This window comes from Jiangella aurantiaca (genome assembly GCF_004349105.1).
In the GTDB taxonomy this organism is placed as follows: domain Bacteria; phylum Actinomycetota; class Actinomycetes; order Jiangellales; family Jiangellaceae; genus Jiangella; species Jiangella aurantiaca.
In genome coordinates, this window is the sequence record NZ_SMLB01000056.1 from 24,586 (window position 1) to 42,680 (window position 18,095).

Sequence of the window (18,095 nt, forward strand, 5' to 3'; positions counted from 1 at the left end):
CCTAGCCTTTCACGCCGGAGCCGATGTTCGTGGAGGTGAAGTAGCGCTGGAAGAGGAGGAACAGGACGACGGCGGGTGCCGCCAGCACGACGGCGCCGGCCAGCATCGCGCCGAACGGGTTGGCCGCCGACGCCGCGACGTTGCTGATGTAGTTGGCCAGCGAGACCGCGAGGGGCTGCATCGACTGTTCCTTGGTGATGAGGAACGGCCACAGGAACTCGTTCCACGGCCCGATGAACGTGATCAGCACGACGGTCAGCAGCACTGGCCGGACCAGCGGCAGCGCGACGCTCCACAGTGTGCGCAGATCGCCGGCCCCGTCGACGGCCGCCGCATCGAACAGCTCGCGGGGGAGCTGCAGGAAGTACTGCCGGAACACGATGACCGCGGTGGAGTTGATGGCGAACGGCAGGATCATCCCGAGGTAGCTGTCGGCCAGTCCGTAGTCGCGGGCGATCAGCACGTACAGCGGGATCATCAGCAGCTGGAACGGCACCACCTGCACCAGTACGGCCAGCGCGAACGTCATGCCGCGGCCGCGCCATTGCAGCACCGCCAGCGCGTACCCGGCCAGCACACCGAACACGACCGTCCCGAGGATCACGCCGCCGGTGAAGATGCCGGAGTTCACCAGCCCCTGGAACAGGTCGATGCGGTCGTCGATGGCGGCGTAGTTGTCCAGCGTCAGGTTCGACGGGTCCGGGAACGCGCCCGCCGGTGTCCGGTCCGGTTCGGGCTGCAGCGAGCCGATCACCATGTAGTAGAAGGGGAACAGGAACGCCAGCGCCCCGATCCCCAGGACGACGTAGCGCAGCACCGACACACGGCGGGTCACGACTCACCACCCCCGACGAAGCGGCGCTGCAGCCATGCGACCAGCAGCACGAGGACGACCAGGATGACGCCGATCGCCGCGGCCACGCCCGGCGTGCCCTGCTCGATGCCCCGCTGGTACATGATCAGCACGGGCGACGCCGACGCGCCGTTCGGCCCGCCGCCGCCGGTCAGCAGGTACGGCTCGGTGAACAGGTTCGCGCCGATGATCGTCGACAGCAGCACCACCAGCACCGTCGCCGGTCGCACGGCTGGCACGGTCACGGACCAGAACGTCCGCAGCCGGCCCGCGCCGTCGGTCGCGGCGGCCTCGTACAGCTCCCGCGGCACGTTCTGCAGCGCCGCCAGGTACAGCAGGATGTAGAAGCCCAGCTGCTTCCAGGTGACGAAGAACGCGATCGACGGCATCGCCCAGAACGAGTTGATCAGCCACGGCGGATCCGGCGCCAGCGGCCCCAGCACCTCGTTGACCAGCCCGTCGCCGCTGAACAGGAACAGCCACACGCTGACGATCGCCACCGACGCCGTCACGTACGGGACGTAGAAGCTGACCCGCAGGAACACGCGCCCGCGGACCACCTGATTGAGCAGGGTCGCCAGCACGAGCGACAGCACGACCGTCAACGGCACGTTGATGATCAGGAAGATGCCGATGTTGAGGAACGAGCGCCGCACGTCCGGGTCGGAGAGGACGTTCGTGTAGTTGTCCAGCCCGACGAACGGTCGGTCGACGTCGGCGCCTGGAGCGGCGAAGAAGTAGTCGTGGAACGAGATCCACACCGCGAAGCCCAGCGGGAACGCGAACACGACCGCGACGAAGGCCAGGTACGGAGCGCTGAACAGCAGCCCGGACGGATTCCGGCCGAGGATGCCGCTCCAGCGGGACGAGCGCCCCCGCCGAGCCGGGGACGGATCCGCGTCCCCGGCCCGGGGTTCGGCATGAACGACCGTCATGTCGGTCGCCCGTCAGGACTGGCCCGCCAGGCCGTCGATCTCGTCGGCGGCACCCTGCAGCGACTCCTGGAGGTCGCCCTCACCGAAGATCACCGACTGCGACCACGCGTCGCGGAACGCCTGCCAGATGGCCACCGAGTTGTTCACGTTGGGCACCTCGACGGTGCGGCCGGCCTGGTCGCCGAACACTTCATAGGCCGGGTTGGCGGCGAAGTAGTCCGGGTAGGTGCCGGGGAGGTCCTGCCGGATCGGCATCTGGCCGGTCATCTCCAGCAGCAGGCCGTCCTGCTCCTCGCTGGTGGCGAACTTCAGCACGTCCCACGCCGTGGCCTGGTTCTCGCAGGACGTGTAGAGGCCGATGTTCTTGGCGTCGCTGAACGTGTAGGTCTCCTCGGCCGGTGTGCCGGCGGACGTCGGGACCGGGACGGCGCCCCAGTTGACGTTCTCGCCGTAGACGGCGATGGCCCACGGTCCGACGATGGCCATCGCGGCCTGCCCGTCGGCGAACGAGTCCCCCTGGTAGGCCTCGCGGCTGGCCAGGCCCTCGTCGTAGAGCGTCTTCCAGAACTCCGCGACGCCGGTGCCGGCGTCGTCGGCGAACGTGGCCTCGCCCTCCTCGATGAGCGGGGTGCCGCCGGTCTCGGCCGCGTAGAGCGGGTAGAAGTCGAACCAGCTCTGGAAGAACTCGCTGGTCGGCGCCGGCCAGATGGCCTGCGGCGCCGCGCCGGACGACACGAGCGTGCGCGCGGTCTCGAGAAACTCGTCGTACGTGCTCAGCGGCGGGTTCTCGGGGTCGAGTCCGGCCGCGGCGAACATGTCCTTGTTGTAGAAGATCATGACCGGATTCGACTTCCAGGGCAGCTGGAAGTACTCGCCGTTCTCGGACTGGTACTGCTCTGCGACGTCGCCACTGCGCTCCTGGATGTAGCTGTCGCCGTCGTCGAAGCTGGACAGCGACACCAGGCCGCCCTGCCGCTCGAAGTCGGGCACCGCGACGGGCGCGGTGTTGAAGATGAGGCAGGGGGCGTTGCCGGCGGTGATGGCGGCGCCGATGACCTCCTCGCTGCTGGCCCCGGCCGGGATCTCCTGGGCCTCGATCTGCTCGTCGGGGTGCTCGGCGTTCCAGGCCTCGACCATCTGCTCGCCCCACGCGACCTCGGCCTCGTTGTTCGAGTACCAGATGGTGATATCGCCGCGGCCGCCGTCGGCGCCTTCGCCTCCGCCGGTGGACGGGTCGTCGTCGCCACCACACGCCGTGACGGCGAGCAGGCCGGCCGCGGTCAGGGCGCCGGCTATGACTCGGGTGCGTCGTTGCACGGTCGTCTCCTTCTGTGGGTCCGGGCGGTCAGACGTCCGCCCGGGGGGTTGGTTCGGGGCTTCGCGTGGTCGACTCCCTGGGCACGAACCGCGCGGGCGGCAGGTCGGTGTCGCCGGGCTGCTCGCCGGCGATGGACCGCAGCAGCACCCGCGCGGCGACGGAGCCCCAGCTCACCGCGTCGGAGACCACGGTGCTGAGCGCGGGGAAGATGTGCTCACCCACGTCGCTGCCGTCGAAGCCGGTGATCGAGAGCTCGTCCGGCACCCGCAGCCCGGCCCGCTGCGCCACGCCGAGCCCGGCGATCGCCATCGGGTCGTTCGCGTAGACGATGGCCGTCGGGTAGTCGGGGCGGGCGAGCAGGTCGCGGGTCGCGCGGACGCCGTCGGCGGCGCGGAAGTCCGTCTCGACGACCATGCCGGCGCGCAGGCCGGCACGCGTCATGGCCTCCTCGAAGGCGCGCCTGCGGCGGCTGCCGTGGAGCATGCGGGCCGGTCCGGCGACGTGCGCGATGCGCCGGTGGCCGAGCCCGACCAGGTGGTCGACGGCGGCCTCGATGCCGGCGCGGTCGTCCATCGACACTGCGGGGAACGGCGACGGCGTCTCCGGGTGGCCGAGCGTGACGGCGGGGACGTTCAGCTCGCGGGCCAGTTCGATGCGGGCGTCGTCGTGGCGCAGGTCGGTGATGAAGACGCCGTCCACCCTGCGGCCGGCGACCAGTTTGCGGTAGGCGGCCAGCTCGGCGTCCTCGTCCGGGACGACGCTCAGCACCAGCGCCTGCCCGGCCGGCGCGAGTTCGCGCTCCACCCCGGCGATGAACGACGGGTAGAACGGGTCGCCGGTGACGATCTCGGGGTCGCGGGTGATGACCAGGCCCAGCGCGAACGCCCGGTTCACCGAGAGCGCCCGGGCACGCAGGCTCGGCTGCCAGCCCAGCTCGCGGGCGGCCTCGAGGATGCGGTCGCGGGTCTGCGCCGACACGCCCGGCCTGCCGTTCAGCGCGAACGACACCAGGCCCTTGCTGACGCCCGCCCGCTGCGCGACGTCGGCGATGGTCGGACGTTCGGCGGGCATCGGTGGCGCCTCCAGAGCGGTCTAAACCGGTTTAGAGTCAGAGCCTATACCGGTTTAGGCGCTGCCACAAGAGGTGGTCCGGATCGCCGGCCCGGCGGCGTGGCGTGCCCTTGAACGGTGCGCCGTGGTCGTCCCGCCCGGACCCACCGGCCTGAAGTGTCGGCCCGTTCCGTGGGCGGTCGCGTCCGGCTCGCCGAGGATGCAGCGTTGGCCGGGGATGCGGCGTGGGCCGTCCCCTGCTGCCCGGGGGCTTCACGAGGATTACTGGAGCCTCAACATGCCTGCAATCGTGGTGAGGCTCCGGTAATCCTGGTGATGTACGCGATCGTGGATGATCAGCAGGGGGACGGCCAACGGTACGAACCCCGGCCAACGCGGCACACCGAGCCGACCCAGGCCCACGAACCGGGTCGAAGAGTTGATCACGTTGAGCAGGCATGCTCCCGCTTCCCCAGGAATGCATGCCCGGGGACCGGGAGAACGCCTATGCCGACGGCCGTCAGCCGCCGGTGGCCTGCCAGAGGCCCATGACGTTGCCCTCGCTGTCGCGGAAGTAGGCTGCGAAGCCCATCCCCATGACGTCGGTCTTCGGCAGGACGACCGCACCGCCGAGCTGCTCGACCGTGCCCAGCGCGGCGTCCACGTCGTCGACGTCGATCGTCACGATCGGCCCGGGCCGGTCGGCGTCGCGGGTGAACATGCCGCCGTTGATCGCGCCCGGCTCCTTCGGCCTGCCACTCTCGTCCGACGGCGTCGTCGAGACGATGGTGTAATCGACCTCCGGCATCGGCATCAGCTCCCAGCCGAACGCCGCCCGGTAGAACGCACGGGCCCGCTCCAGGTCGTCAGCGGGGATCTCGAAGTGCACGACTCGTCCGGTCATGATGACTGCCCCCTCAGTGTGCTCCTACGGCGAGCGTAGACCCGTTCCGGGCGGCCGAAGCTGACGTAGATTCGAAGCAGCCGACGTGAGCCGATGAAGGAGCCGACCATGGCGCACAGTCCCAGGACCATCCAGCCGGGCGACGTCCAGGACGAGCGGGTGGCCCGGCTGCCGCTGACCGCCGCCTACACCTGGGCCTACCTGCCCGTCGTCCTCGACGACGACGGCCGTGCGGTCGACAACGCCGCCGTGGTCAACGGGCGGCTGTGGCCGCTGCGGTTCGACGAGCATCCCACCACCGCCATGGCCGACGACCTCGACGCGCTGGCCGACGAGGGCCTCGTCTGCCGTTACGTCGTCGACGGCCAGGCGTACCTGCACGATCCCGCGTGGCGACGGCGGCAGCGGCTGATCCGCCCGGTGAGGTCGGCGCTGCCGCGCTGCCCGGTCCACGACTCCGGCATCCGCGAGTTCGTCGACGACACCATCACGTCGGTGCAGGACCAGGTCAGCTCCATCCTCGGCGGCGCCGCCACCAGCGCCGGCACGACGAAGGTCCGCGACACCGTGGCCCGCATCGTCGAGGACGTCACGTTCCCCGTCGACCCCTCCAAGGCGGCGGCGTACGGCCAGCGCATCCGCGACTTCCTCGGCGGCACGCCCACCCGCCACGACGACCACCCCGACGACGCCGCGCGCTTCCCGGTCGCCGGCACGGCCGACACCGCGCCCGAGGTCGAATACGACGCCCATGGTGCCGCCGTCACGAAGGACAGCGGTCCCGCCGACGGCGAGCCGGACACCGACACCGCGTCGGCCGGGGACGCACCGACCAGTGAGGTTCCGGCGGGCGAGGCTCCGGCCGACGAGCCGCGGCCGGACGAGCCGCCGGCCGGCACCGAGCGCCTGGCGCCGGGCGACGTCTGGCGGGCCGCGACCGACGATCCCACCTCCGACACCGGCCGCTGAGCCGCCCGGCCGGGCCGGAGACCGCGGAGCCGATCCGCCCGCCGTCCCGCAGGTTGTCGGCGCGGCCGGACACAATGGCGCTGTGTCCCGCTGGGTCCTGCACGTCGACCTCGACCAGTTCATCGCTGCCGTCGAGGTTCTGCGCCGTCCCGAGCTGGCCGGCAAGCCGGTAGTCGTCGGCGGCGACGGCGACCCGACCAAGCGGGGTGTCGTCGCCACCGCCTCCTACGAGGCGCGCGCGTTCGGCGTCCACTCCGGGCTGCCCATGCGCACCGCCGCGCGCCGCTGCCCTGAGGCCGTCTTCCTCCCGGTCGACAAGCCCGCCTACGAGGCGGTGTCCGAAGACGTCATGACGACGCTGCGCGAGTTCGGCACCGTCGAGGTGCTCGGCTGGGACGAGGCCTTCGTCGACGCCGGCGAGACCGGCGACGACGACCCCGAGGGCACCGCCCGGCGCATCCAGCGGCGCGTCCGCGAAGCCACCGAGCTCGACTGCACCGTCGGCATCGGCGAGAACAAGCTGCAGGCCAAGCTGGCCACCGGGTTCGGCAAGCCGGCCGGCGTCGCCACGCTCACCTACGACGACTGGTTCGACGTGCTCGGCGATCGCCCCACCGACGCACTGTGGGGCGTCGGCGCGAAGACGGCGAAGAAGCTCGCCGAGATGGACATCCACACCGTCCGCGACCTCGCCACCACGCAGCCCGACACCGTGGCCGCGCGGTTCGGGCCCACCATCGGGCCGTGGCTGGTGCGCGTCGCCCGCGGCGTCGCGTCGGCGCGGGTCACCGGCGAGCCCTGGCTGGCCCGGTCGCGCGGCAAGGAGTTCACGTACCAGCAGAACCTCGAGAACTGGGACGAGGTCGAAGGTGAGGTGGTCCGGCTGGCGCACGAGGTGGCCCGTGAGGTCGTCGCCGAGCAGCGGCCCGCCGTCCGCGTCGTCGTCAAGGTGCGGTACGCCCCGTTCTTCACCTCCACGCACGGCCATAAGCTGACCCAGCCGACGAGCGACGGAGACGCGCTCGCCGCGGCCGCGCTGGTGGCGCTCGGCCGGTTCACCGACCGCCGGCCCGTCCGGCTCCTGGGCGTTCGCGCTGAGTTCGGCGGTTGAGCGACCCGACATCCCGAATGCTCTGGACTCGGCGCCCTCGGGGGAGGACTATGTGCGCCAGGGTGGGAGGGGCGCGCCTGCAGGCGCGACGCGGGGAAACGGGGTGGACCGATGGGGATCGTGTCTCCGGGGTTCCGGAGGAAGCGGCGCGACGAGGACGTCGAGCTGCCGCCGGGGCAGTACCTGACCGAGGACTTCCCGGTGCTGTCCGCCGGGCCGACGCCGAACATCCCGCTGGACCGGTGGCAGTTCACCATCTCCAGCGAGATCGGCCAGGAGTACCGGTGGACGTGGGACGAGCTGCTGGAGCTGCCGGCCGAGGAGCCGACGGTCGACATCCACTGCGTCACCAAGTGGTCCAAGCTGGGCACCACGTGGCGCGGGGTGTCGCTCGACCTGCTCATGGAGGACGTCGAGACGACGGCCGACTACGCCCTCGTGCACAGCTACGGCGGCTACACGACGAACCTGCCGCTCGAGGACCTGCTCGACGGCAAGGCGTGGGTCGTCTACGAGTTCGAGGGCTCCGAGCTGGCGCCACAGCACGGCGGACCGGCGCGGCTGCTGGTGCCGCACCTGTACTTCTGGAAGTCGGCGAAGTGGGTGCGCGGCATCCAGCTGCAGGAGTTCGACGAGCCGGGCTTCTGGGAGAGCGTCGGCTACAACAACTACGGCGACCCGTGGCGCGAGCAGCGCTACGCGGGCGATTGAGCGCCCGGCTCGAGTGGCGCGTCGCGAAACTCGCCGGAGTCCATCACGAGACCGCGACCGCCCGGACGCTTCAGCTGGACGTGCCCGGCTGGCCCGGCCATGTGCCCGGCCAGCACGTCGACGTCCGGCTCACCGACGAGGACGGCTACAGCACCCAGCGCAGCTACTCGCTGGCCGCACCGGCTGACAGTGACCGCGTCGAGCTGACCGTCCAGCGGGTGAAGGACGGCGAGGTGTCGGAGTACCTGACCGACACGTTCTCCGTCGGCGACCCCCTCGAGTTGCGCGGACCGGTCGGCGGCTGGTTCGTCTGGCACCCGTCGCGTACGGGGCCGGTCCTGCTGGTGGCGGGCGGGTCGGGCATCGTCCCGTTGATGGCGATGGTCCGCGCGCGACGGCAGGCACGCAGCCGCGCGCCGTTCCGGCTCATCCACTCCGTCCGCTCGCCCTCCGACCAGTTCTACGCGTCCGAGCTGCGCCGCGTCGCCCGCGACGACGGCGGCCTGGACGTCGCCACCCTTTACACGCGGTCGGCACCCACGGGTGTCCCGCGCCCACCTCGCCGCGTCGGCGCCGCCGACCTGGAGCAGTACGGCTGGCCGCCGCAGTTCGAACCCACCTGCTACGTCTGCGGCCCGACCGGGTTCGTCGAGAAGGTGGCCAACACGCTGGTCGGCTTGGGCCACGACCCGCGTCGCATCCGCACCGAGCGCTTCGGCCCGACAGGAGGCTGACCATGACCCAGGACTACCAGGACGGCAACGCCCTGGCGGGCCCGCTCGCCGAGCTGTTCGCCGTCGACGTCACCGCCGCCAGCGGCCGCTGTGTCAGCTGCGGCCACACCGGCCGGGTCGCCGACCTCCGCGTCTACGCCCAGGCGCCGGGCTGGGTGGCCCGCTGCCCGGGCTGCGAGCACGTCATGCTCCGGCTGGTCCGGTCGCCCGACGCGGCGTGGCTCGACCTCCAGGGGACGCTGAGCCTGCGCGTCCCGCTGCCGCCGTCCTGACGCGGTCGCCCCGACCTCCCGTGAGCCGCAAAAGTCGATGATCGCGGGAGGGTTGGGGGATCACGAGGATCACCGAAGCCTCATCACGATCGCCGTCGTGGTGCGACACGAGATCTCCTCGTGAACGCGATCGTTCGGGGCTCTCCGACCCGATCCGTTGGTCCGGGGGACGGGCCGCGTCCCGGGCCTGAGAACGGGCAGCTATCAGGGGGACGGGGCGAGCTTGGGCACCACTCGATGTGCACGGGCGTGGCCAAGTCGCACCGACTGTCGTGATCATGTCCCTTCGCGGTCGCCTGACGCGCCGCCACAGCACATGATCAAGCACACCGCGGTGCCAACCCCCGGCGCACGGTCGGCCGTCGTTGCGGCCGCTGCCGCGCGGGCGCCATGGGCGACCGTCGGCAGGTGAGAACCGTGCTCAGGGGCGGTCTACTGCTGCTCTGGCGGACACCAGATCGCCCATGAACACGGCTCTCACCTCACGTCCCCAGGCGTTCTCCCACTTCACCAGGCATGGATGGGTGGCAGAGCGGGAGGACGCCTTGTGACGTCAGCCATCGTTGATGATCACGGCCGTCCACAGCACCAACGCCGGCCGGCGAGGTTCAGTTCGAGCCGAGAGGTGGCTCAGTCAGCCGCACCCCTGTCGACTCGCGGAGCATGAGCCACGCCGGCACCGTCTCCACTCCGCCCTCGACCGGCGTCCCGGCGATCATGTCGAGCAGCCGCGTCGCCGCGACCCGGCCCACCTCGCGCAGGTTCGGGTCGACAGTCGTCAGCGGAGGGCGGCATCCCGCGGCCATCGGCTCCCAGTTGTCGAACCCGACCACCGCGATGTCCCCCGGCACACGGAGCCGCCGGTCGCGCAGGGTCTCGACCACGCCGCGTGCGAGCTGGTCGGACCCGCAGAAGATCGCGTCGGTGTCGGGGGCGGCGTGCAGCAGCATCTCGGCGGCTCGCCGGCCCCAGTCCTCGCTCCATTCGCCGTAGAAGACCTGCCCGCCGGCGAGCGACAGGCCCGCCTCGTCGAGCACCTGCTGCAGGCCGGCGGCGCGCTCGCGGGGGTCGGCGAAGCGTTCGGGGCCGGTGATGTGGCCGATGCGGGTACGTCCGGCAGCCAGCAGGTGCCGCCCGGCGAGCACGCCGCCGCCGACGTCGTCGGTGGTGACGCAGAAGTCGGACGGGTCGCTGGACCGCGCGATGACGTAGACCACCGGAACCCCTGACGCCACCGCTAGAGGCGCCCGGGTCTGCTTGCGGCGGCCGGCGACGATGATGCCGTCGACGCGGCGCTCGTCGAGGGTCTGCGCGTGGTGGTACTCGCGGATGGGGTCGTCGCGGGTGTCGCAAAGGAACACGGAGACGCGGTCGGCGCCGAGAGCGTCCTCGACGCCGAGCATGAGCGGGTTGCCGAACCGGCCGAACCGGTCGGTGGTGATGACGGCGACGGTGTAGGTGCGGCCGGACTGCAGGCTCTGCGCCAACGTGTTCGGCCGGAACCCCAGTTCGCGGGCCGCGGCGACGACCCGGGCCCGGGTCTCATCGCGCAGCTGGCCACGGTTGTTCAGCGCCTTCGACACCGTGCCGACCGACACGCCGGCCCGTGCGGCGACGTCGCGGACGGTTGGCACCCGTTGCGACACCGTTCGATCACCCCTTCCACCCCGGCGGATCATGCCGCCGCGTCGATCCGTTCATTGTGCCGCGCTTGACGAGCCTGGCGAGGCGCACTAGCGTGCCGAAAGAAAACCTATTCCGAATGTTCACTATACGGCATAGTGAAGTGCAGGAAAACAGTTTCCGAAAGTGAGCGCCCATGACGCACTCGAGACCAGCGGGGCCCACGGCGCCGTCGGGCGCGGCCGGCGTGGCGCTCCGCCCGCTGGGCGTCGACCAGGCCCGCATCACCGGTGGGTTGGCCGCGCACGGCCCGGACGACGAACTGCGGACCACCGCAGACCACTGCATCCGGCTCACGGTCGCGACGGCCGTCGACGTCGCGGCCTGTCCTACGGCGCCGCTCACGCGGCCGCGACCCTGATGATTGGAGACCCGACGATGCCGCTCTCCACGACCCGACGCCGGCCGGCCCGGCGCCGCCTGGCCCTTGCGTTGGCCGCGGCTGCTGCCACGCTCGCCGTCACCGCGTGCGGTGGCGGCGACGACACCGACGGGGGCGCCGGCGGCGAGTCGTCCGAGCCGCTGACCTTCTGGACGCTCGAGTCCGAGCCGAACCGCGTCGCCCGCACGGAGGCGAACCTCGAGCGGTTCACCGAGCAGACCGGCATCGAGGTCGATCTGGTCACGGTCGAGGAGACTGCCGTCCCGCAGCAGATGATCACGAACGCCGCGTCCGGCACCCTGCCCGACGTCGTCGACCACCCGATGGTCATGACCAGCCGGTGGCTGGGCGACGGGTTGCTCGACGGCGAGGCGGCGCAGGAGGTCGTCGACGAGCTCGACCCGGCCACGTTCCGCGAGGCGGGGCTGGAGTTCGCCGCCGTCGACGGAGAGGTCGCGGCCGTCCCCACCTCGGGCTGGGGGCTGATCATGCATTACCGCAAGGACTGGTTCGACGCCGCGGGCCTGGAGCCGCCGACGTCGTTCGAGAACATCCTGGCCGCGGCGCAGGCCCTGCACGACCCCGAGAACGACAGGTACGGCATCGTGCTCGGCAACGACCCGGGCCATCAGGTGACCCAGCAGATCTTCGAGCACTTCGCGCTGGGCAACGGCTGCCAGCTCATCGGGGAGGACGACCGGCTCGCGCTCGAGGACGAACGGTGCGTCGAGACGTTCGAGTTCTACGACGAGCTGCTGAAGAACCACTCGCCGGCCGGCACCTTCAACAGCGTCGACCAGCGCGCCGTCTATCTGGCCGGGCAGGCCGCCATGATGCCGCAGGGCCCGTTCACGCTGCACCGCCTCGCCGGGCTCGAGGACGCCGAGCTGGCCAACTGCCCGGAGTGCACCGCCGAACCTGGCTACCTCGCCGCCAACACCGGCCTGGTGTCGCAGATCGAGGGCTACCACGGCGACACCGCGCAGTACGGCCGCATCAGCAACCTCGGCATCACCGTCGACGCCGACACCGAGAACGCGCAGGAGCTGGTGAAGTACCTGCTCGGGGACGGCTACACCGAGTGGCTCGCCCAGGTGCCCAACGGCATGATCCCGATGCGCACCGGCACCCCCGAGGAGCCGGAGATGTTCGTCGACGCCTGGCAAGAGCTGAACATGGGCGTCGACCGCGAGGGCACGCTGGTGGAGTACTACGGCGAGGACACAGTCGCAGCCCTGGTCGACGGTGCGCAGAACTTCGACGCGTGGGGCATCCAGCAAGGGTTCGGCGAGCTGGTCGGTGTCCTGTACGAGCTCACGACCATCCCTGCCGCCGTCGGTGAGGTCCAGAACGGCGTGCTGACGCCCGAAGAGGCAGCCGCCGACGTCCAGCAGAAGCTGTCCGACGAGCTCGAGCTCATCGAGTCCGCCGGCTGATCCCGTCAGCGAACCCGATGACCACCACCACGCAGGCGCCGCCGGGATCGGACCACCCCGGCGGCGCCCCGCCCCGCCACGCCCGCCGGCCGGCATCCCCGTCGCGCCGGCGGGAGGCGCGCTTCGCGTACCTGCTCCTGCTCCCGGCGATCCTCGCCACCGTCGTCCTGGTGCTGCTGCCGCTGCTGTGGAACGTCACGATCAGCCTGCAGAGCCTGCGGCTGATCGAGCTGCGCAACTTCACGCCCTTCGGGTTCCTGCAGGCTGAACTCGGGTTCGACAACTTCCGGCTGGTGACGGGGCAGCGCGAGTTCTGGTCGACGGTCGGCCGCACCGTCGTCTACGCGCTGGCCGGGACGGTGCTGTCGCTGCTGCTCGGCGTGTGGGCGGCGCTGGCGATGCGGCGGCCGTTCCGCGGCCGGGGCGCGGTGAAGGCGCTGCTGCTGGTTCCGTACGTGCTGCCGGTCGTGGCCGCGGCGTTCGTGTGGCGCACGATGCTGTCGCCGCAGTACGGCATCGTGAACGCTTGGGGCCAGGACTGGTTCGGCTGGTCGCGGGTGGACTTCTTCGGCCAGCAGACCATCGACCTGCCGCTGGTGGGCAGCGTGCCGCTGGCATTCAGCACGGTCATCGCGTTCGAGGCGTGGCGGTACTTCCCGTTCGCGTTCATCTTCGTGTACGCCCGGCTGCAGGCGATCCCGCGTCACCTGTACGAGGCGGCGACCATCGACGGCGCCACCATCAGCCAGCAGTTCCGGTACGTCACGTTCCCGGCGCTGCGCGGTGTGCTGGCGGTGCTGTTCCTGTTGCGGTTCATCTGGAACTTCAACGACTTCACCAACATCTACCTGCTCACCGGCGGCGGCGCCGGTACACGGGTCATCTCGATCGAGATCTACGAGTGGCTCATCGGGCGGAGCAATCCCGGCGCCGCGGCGGCGCTGTCGCTGATCCTCGCCGCGGTGATGCTCGTCGTCCTGACGGTGTACGTCCGCTGGCAGGCGAGGAGGGACCAGGCATGAGCCGGCACGCGTTCGAGGAACGGTTCTTCCGCATCGCCCGCTGGGCCAGCATCGCGTTCTTCGTCGCCATCACGGCGTTCCCGCTGCTGGTCATGCTCGGGCTGTCGTTCCGGCCGGTGTCGTCGCTGCTCAACGAGCCGGGCCGGCTGCTGCCGCGGCCGTCCGAAATCGACCTCGACGGCTACACGCGCATCCTGTCCAGCCGCGACGACGGCGGCTTCGGGTTCGCCGGCTTCATCGGAAACAGCGCCTACATCGCCGGCGTCACCGTCGTCCTGTCGCTGTCGTTCGGCATCCTGGCCGCGTACGCCGCCACGCGGCTGCGCTACCGGGGCGCGTCGTTCATCAACGCCGCCATCGTGCTGGTGTACCTGTTCCCGCCCCTGGTGTTCGCCGTGCCGCTGTTCGTCATGTTCACGCGCCTGGGCATGCGGCCGTCGTTCACCGCGGTGATCATCATCTACTTCGCGTACACGCTGCCGCTGGCGCTGTACATGCTGCGCAACTACTTCAGCAGCGTCCCCGTCGACATCGAGGAGGCCGCCCGCATCGACGGCGCCTCCCGGATCGGCGTGATCCGCCACGTCGTCGTCCCGCTGTCGGCGCCGGCCATCGCCACCGTCGGCATCTACGTGTTCATGTCGGCGTGGGACGAGTTCCTGTTCGCGCTGCTCTTCCTGGTCGAGGACCGCGACTCGTGGACCGTCGCCCTGGGCATCAACCAGCTGGAGGCGAACGTCGGGACACCGACGACGGTGCTCATGGCCGGGTGCGTAGTGATCACCATCCCGGTGGTCGTGGCGTTCTCGCTGGCCCAGCGCTTCCTCACCGAAGGACTCACATCCGGCTCGGTGAAGGACTGACCCCGTTCGAGAGACACAGTGGAGAAGACACCGTGATCGTGACCGATGTTCGTCCCCTCCTGCTCGACCGCTACCTGCTGGTCGAGGTTCGGACCGACACCGGCCTGACCGGGCTCGGCGAGTCCGGTGCGTGGGGGTTCCTCGAGGCGTCGGCGGGGGCGGTCGAGGCGTTCGGCCGCTACCTCATCGGCAAGGACCCGCTGCTCATCGAGCACCACTGGCAGTACATGTACCGCTCCAGCCACTTCGGCGGCTCGGCGGTCATGGGCGCGTTGAGCGCCATCGACATCGCGCTGTGGGACATCAAGGGCCAGCACCACGAGACGCCGGTGTACGAGCTGCTCGGCGGCCGGGTCCGATCGAAGGCGCGGGCGTACCGGCACGTCTTCGGCTCCACGCGGTCGGAGTTGGTCGACGGGGTCATCGCCGCCAAGGAGGCCGGGTTCACCGCGGTCGGGCACCTGACGCCGTTCCTCGACGAGCCGTTCTCCGAGCCGTACTTCGAGACGCACGCGCAGAAGGTCCGCGGCGCCGTCGACGCCGTCCGGCAGTACCGTGAGGCCGTCGGCGACTCCGTCGACCTGTGCATCGAGATCCACCGCCGGCTCACCCCGGCCGAGGCCGTGCAGATCGCCCTGGGCATCGAGCAGTTCCACCCGATGTTCATCGAGGACCCGGTCCTGCCCGACAACGTCGACGAGATGGCCTACGTCGCAGACAAGATCAACATCCCGATCGCGACGGGTGAGCGGCTCACCAGCATCTGGGAGTTCGACATGCTGCTGCGCCGCGACGCGGTCCAGTATGTCCGCCCCGATGTCTGCCTGGTCGGCGGCATCACGGGTGCCAAGAAGGTCGCCGCGCTGGCCGAGGCCCGGCACGTCGGCGTCATCCCGCACAACCCGCTGAGCCCGGTGTCGACGGCGGCCTGCCTGCAGATCGCCGCCAGTGTGCCGAACTTCGTGCTGCAGGAGTACCCGCTGGGCGAGGACGAGTACCCGAAGAAGGACATCGTCGAGCCTGCCTACGGCTACGACGGCGCCGGCTTCCTCACCATCCCGGACGTCCCGGGGATCGGCGTGACGCTGCGCGAGGGTGCTGTCGAGGCGGCGCCGCCGAGGCCGTGGGAGATCCAGACGCGGCTGCACATGGACGGCTCCGTGATCGACCAGTGAGGCGGTCGCCGGCGCGGGGCGCGCGGGCGGGGACCGGACACCGTCGTCGATGAGAGGCCGTCGTCGTTGATACTGCTTCGGTGGAGACGGCGACGATCGACCGCGAGTTCCTGGCCCGGCCGGGCCTCGACGTGGGCCCCGACCTGCTCGGCAGCGTGCTGCGGCACACGACGGCCGAGGGGACGGTGGCGGTGCGGCTGACCGAGGTCGAGGCGTACCAGGGCGCCGACGACCCCGGCTCGCACGCGTTCCGCGGCCGCACTCCGCGTAACGACATCATGTTCGGGCCGGCCGGCCACCTGTACGTCTACTTCACCTACGGCATGCACTTCTGCGCGAACGTGGTGTGCGACGTCGACGGGACGGCGACGGCGGTGCTGCTGCGGGCCGGCGAGGTGATCGAGGGGTCTGCGCTGGCGGCCGCGCGGCGGCTGTCTGCGCGCTCGCCGCGCGAGTACGCCCGCGGCCCGGCTCGCCTGACGACGGCGCTCGGCCTGGGCCGGGCCGACAACGGCGTCGACCTGTGTGCTCCCGGGTCGCCGACGCAGCTGCTGCCGGGCGACGACGTCGACCCGGCGCGGGTCCGGTCAGGGCCGCGCGTCGGCGTCAGCGGGGCCGGTGGCGACGGCGCCGCGTTCCCGTGGCGGTTCTGGCTGGACGGGGAGCCGACGGTGTCCACGTACCGTCCGCACGTGCCCAAGCGCCGGAAGTGATTCGCGCGGGGCGGGAGCCGTGCGGGATCATGGGGACGTTCGTGCTCACATCCCTTCACGAGGAGACCGAGGACCGACCGTGACCGACATTTTGGACGAGCTGCACTGGCGCGGACTCATCGCGCTGTCCACTGACGAGCAGGCGCTGCGCTCTGCTCTGGCAGCCGGTCCGGTCACCTATTACTGCGGCTTCGACCCCACGGCGCCGAGTCTGCACATCGGCAACCTCGTGCAGATCCTGACGATGCGACGCCTCCAGCAGGCCGGCAACGACCCGCTGGCGCTGGTCGGCGGGGCGACGGGGCTGATCGGCGACCCCAAGATGACCAGCGAGCGCGCGCTGAACGACCGCGACACCGTCGCCGGCTGGGTCGAGCGTATCCGCAAGCAGATCGAGCCGCTGCTCGACTTCGACGGACCCCACCCGGCGCGCATGGTGAACAACCTCGACTGGACGGCGCCGCTGTCGGCCATCGACTTCCTGCGCGACGTTGGCAAGCACTTCCGGCTCGGCAAGATGCTGGCGAAAGAGACGGTGAGCGCCCGGCTCAACAGCGACCAGGGCATCAGCTTCACCGAGTTCAGCTATCAGATCCTGCAGGGCATGGACTACCTCGAGCTGTACCGCCGGTACGGCTGCGTCCTGCAGTCCGGTGGCAGCGATCAGTGGGGCAACCTCACCAGCGGCGTCGACCTCATCCACCGGGTCGAGCGGCAGTCGGTGCACGCGCTGGCCACGCCACTCGTCACGAAGGCCGACGGCACCAAGTTCGGCAAGACCGAGAGCGGCACCGTCTGGCTCGACGCCGAGATGACCAGCCCGTACGCGTTCTTCCAGTTCTGGGTGAACGCCGACGACCGCGACGTCATCGGCTACCTCAAGGTGTTCAGCTTCCGGTCTCGCGACGAGATCGCGGAGCTGGAGCGCGAGGTGACGGAGAAACCGGCGGCCAGGTCGGCGCAGCGCGCGCTGGCCTCCGACGTCACATCCCTGGTCCACGGGCCGGAGGAGACCGCGAAGGTCATCGCGGCGTCCCGGGCGCTGTTCGGCATGGGCGCGCTCGAGGAGCTCGACGCCGGCACGCTCAAGGCCGCGCTCGACGAAGCCGGCGCGCCGGCGGTTGAGGCGGGCGAGGAGCTGCCCTCGTACGTCGACCTGTTCGTCCAGTCGGGGCTCGTCGACTCCCGGTCCGCGGCCCGCCGGGCCATCTCCGACGGCGGGGCGTACGTCAACAATGTCCGGCTCGATCCGGGCCTCTCACCGGAGGACCGGCCCGGCCGCGATGATCTTCTGCACGGCCGGTACCTGGTGCTGCGCCGGGGCAAGCGCACCGTGGGCGGCGTCGAGCTCGCGTGATCTCGTCGCCGTAGGGCTCTGACCTGCGGAAACGTGGGTGAGACGGCCGTCACAGCGATTGGCTGGGCCAGGATTTGACTCCCGCTCCCCGGGGCCGTAGGTTTCTCTTCGGCTCACGGGGAGCGGGACGCCGGAAACGGCGGCCGGCCTGCAGAGTCACCACCACCTCAGCTCGCTGAGCAGACCCATGTCTGGGTCCGGTCAGAGCGGGTGGCGGGAGCTGCGAACGGGTTTGTCTCGGCGAACCAGACGCAGTAGGCTTAAGGAACTGCTTCGGGCAGGGGCTCTGATTCCAGAGCCGTCCGCCAGGCCAACCGCCTGGCGTTGACCGAAGAAGATCCACAACCGGATCGAAGCGTCCCACGCTGACGCCCTTGCGGGTGGCTTGTGGGTGCGTCCGATTTTTGAGAACTCAACAGTGTGCCTGATGATGTTTGGTTGATGCCAATTGTTTGTGTCCTCGGGCTGATCCTCTTTTTTGGGGGTTGGTTTTGGGGTTCCTTTGGTGACGCGACAGCTTCTTACCGGGGGTTGTTGTGTTGCTGGGGTTGAGTTTCTTCTGATGATGGTTGATGGCCCTGCCTTTTGGGTGGGGTGGTCGGAATAT

At 70.4% G+C, this 18,095-nt stretch carries 18 protein-coding genes; 12 read left to right on the top strand and 6 right to left on the bottom strand.

The window, feature by feature from the left end; translation table 11 throughout:
- Position 1: 1 nt before the first annotated feature.
- The 5 genes from E1262_RS26200 to E1262_RS26220 all read right to left on the bottom strand — a co-directional run bounded on the left by E1262_RS26200 (position 2) and on the right by E1262_RS26220 (position 5,060).
- Complete coding sequence (locus E1262_RS26200; RefSeq protein WP_132107200.1) at positions 2-835, bottom strand: carbohydrate ABC transporter permease; 834 nt, start codon at positions 833-835, stop codon at positions 2-4.
- Positions 832-1,788, bottom strand: coding sequence for a carbohydrate ABC transporter permease (locus E1262_RS26205; protein WP_132107202.1), 957 nt, complete (start codon positions 1,786-1,788; stop codon positions 832-834). The genes E1262_RS26200 and E1262_RS26205 overlap by 4 nt, the downstream gene beginning before the upstream one ends.
- 12 nt (positions 1,789-1,800) lie before the next feature.
- Complete coding sequence (locus tag E1262_RS26210) at positions 1,801-3,105, bottom strand: extracellular solute-binding protein (protein ID WP_132107204.1); 1,305 nt, start codon at positions 3,103-3,105, stop codon at positions 1,801-1,803.
- Between the two features lie 28 nt (positions 3,106-3,133).
- Positions 3,134-4,177: a LacI family DNA-binding transcriptional regulator gene (locus E1262_RS26215; RefSeq protein ID WP_132107206.1), complete on the bottom strand. Its 1,044-nt coding sequence runs from the start codon at positions 4,175-4,177 to the stop codon at positions 3,134-3,136.
- Between the two features lie 499 nt (positions 4,178-4,676).
- Complete coding sequence (locus tag E1262_RS26220; protein ID WP_132107208.1) at positions 4,677-5,060, bottom strand: VOC family protein; 384 nt, start codon at positions 5,058-5,060, stop codon at positions 4,677-4,679.
- A gap of 108 nt (positions 5,061-5,168) precedes the next feature.
- Between E1262_RS26220 and E1262_RS26225 the strand changes: the two genes are divergently transcribed.
- The 5 genes from E1262_RS26225 (at position 5,169) to E1262_RS26245 (ending at position 8,857) form a co-directional block, all read left to right on the top strand.
- Positions 5,169-6,029, top strand: coding sequence for a prolipoprotein diacylglyceryl transferase (locus E1262_RS26225; RefSeq protein ID WP_132107210.1), 861 nt, complete (start codon positions 5,169-5,171; stop codon positions 6,027-6,029).
- Between the two features lie 82 nt (positions 6,030-6,111).
- Positions 6,112-7,140 (top strand): DNA polymerase IV, encoded by a 1,029-nt coding sequence (locus E1262_RS26230; protein WP_132107212.1) that lies wholly within the window; start codon positions 6,112-6,114, stop codon positions 7,138-7,140.
- A 111-nt stretch (positions 7,141-7,251) separates the two neighbouring features.
- Entirely contained in the window at positions 7,252-7,851 is a 600-nt protein-coding gene (locus E1262_RS26235) for a sulfite oxidase-like oxidoreductase (protein WP_132107214.1), read from the top strand.
- The gene (locus E1262_RS26240) at positions 7,821-8,585 is read left to right on the top strand and encodes a ferredoxin reductase (RefSeq protein WP_132107216.1); all 765 of its coding nucleotides are present in this window, start codon (positions 7,821-7,823) and stop codon (positions 8,583-8,585) included. The genes E1262_RS26235 and E1262_RS26240 overlap by 31 nt, the downstream gene beginning before the upstream one ends.
- Positions 8,586-8,587: 2 nt before the next feature.
- A complete protein-coding gene (locus E1262_RS26245; RefSeq protein ID WP_132107218.1) occupies positions 8,588-8,857 on the top strand; it encodes a DUF6510 family protein in 270 nt (89 codons plus the stop codon).
- A gap of 608 nt (positions 8,858-9,465) precedes the next feature.
- Here E1262_RS26245 and E1262_RS26250 read toward each other — a convergent pair.
- Positions 9,466-10,536, bottom strand: a complete 1,071-nt coding sequence (locus tag E1262_RS26250; RefSeq protein ID WP_132107220.1) for a LacI family DNA-binding transcriptional regulator — start codon at positions 10,534-10,536, stop codon at positions 9,466-9,468.
- 140 nt (positions 10,537-10,676) lie between these two features.
- Between E1262_RS26250 and E1262_RS26255 the strand changes: the two genes are divergently transcribed.
- The 7 genes from E1262_RS26255 (at position 10,677) to tyrS (ending at position 17,488) form a co-directional block, all read left to right on the top strand.
- On the top strand, positions 10,677-10,901 hold the full coding sequence (locus E1262_RS26255; RefSeq protein WP_132107223.1) for a hypothetical protein: 225 nt from the start codon (positions 10,677-10,679) through the stop codon (positions 10,899-10,901).
- A gap of 17 nt (positions 10,902-10,918) precedes the next feature.
- Complete coding sequence (locus E1262_RS26260; protein WP_162606089.1) at positions 10,919-12,358, top strand: ABC transporter substrate-binding protein; 1,440 nt, start codon at positions 10,919-10,921, stop codon at positions 12,356-12,358.
- 17 nt (positions 12,359-12,375) lie between these two features.
- Entirely contained in the window at positions 12,376-13,380 is a 1,005-nt protein-coding gene (locus E1262_RS26265) for a carbohydrate ABC transporter permease (RefSeq protein ID WP_132107227.1), read from the top strand.
- The gene (locus E1262_RS26270) at positions 13,377-14,243 is read left to right on the top strand and encodes a carbohydrate ABC transporter permease (RefSeq protein ID WP_132107229.1); all 867 of its coding nucleotides are present in this window, start codon (positions 13,377-13,379) and stop codon (positions 14,241-14,243) included. Before E1262_RS26265 ends, E1262_RS26270 begins: the two co-directional genes overlap by 4 nt.
- 32 nt (positions 14,244-14,275) lie before the next feature.
- On the top strand, positions 14,276-15,418 hold the full coding sequence (locus E1262_RS26275) for a mandelate racemase/muconate lactonizing enzyme family protein (RefSeq protein WP_132107231.1): 1,143 nt from the start codon (positions 14,276-14,278) through the stop codon (positions 15,416-15,418).
- 80 nt (positions 15,419-15,498) lie between these two features.
- Positions 15,499-16,131: a DNA-3-methyladenine glycosylase gene (locus E1262_RS26280; RefSeq protein ID WP_132107233.1), complete on the top strand. Its 633-nt coding sequence runs from the start codon at positions 15,499-15,501 to the stop codon at positions 16,129-16,131.
- A gap of 79 nt (positions 16,132-16,210) precedes the next feature.
- On the top strand, positions 16,211-17,488 hold the full coding sequence (tyrS, locus tag E1262_RS26285; protein ID WP_132107235.1) for a tyrosine--tRNA ligase: 1,278 nt from the start codon (positions 16,211-16,213) through the stop codon (positions 17,486-17,488).
- Positions 17,489-18,095: the final 607 nt, after the last annotated feature.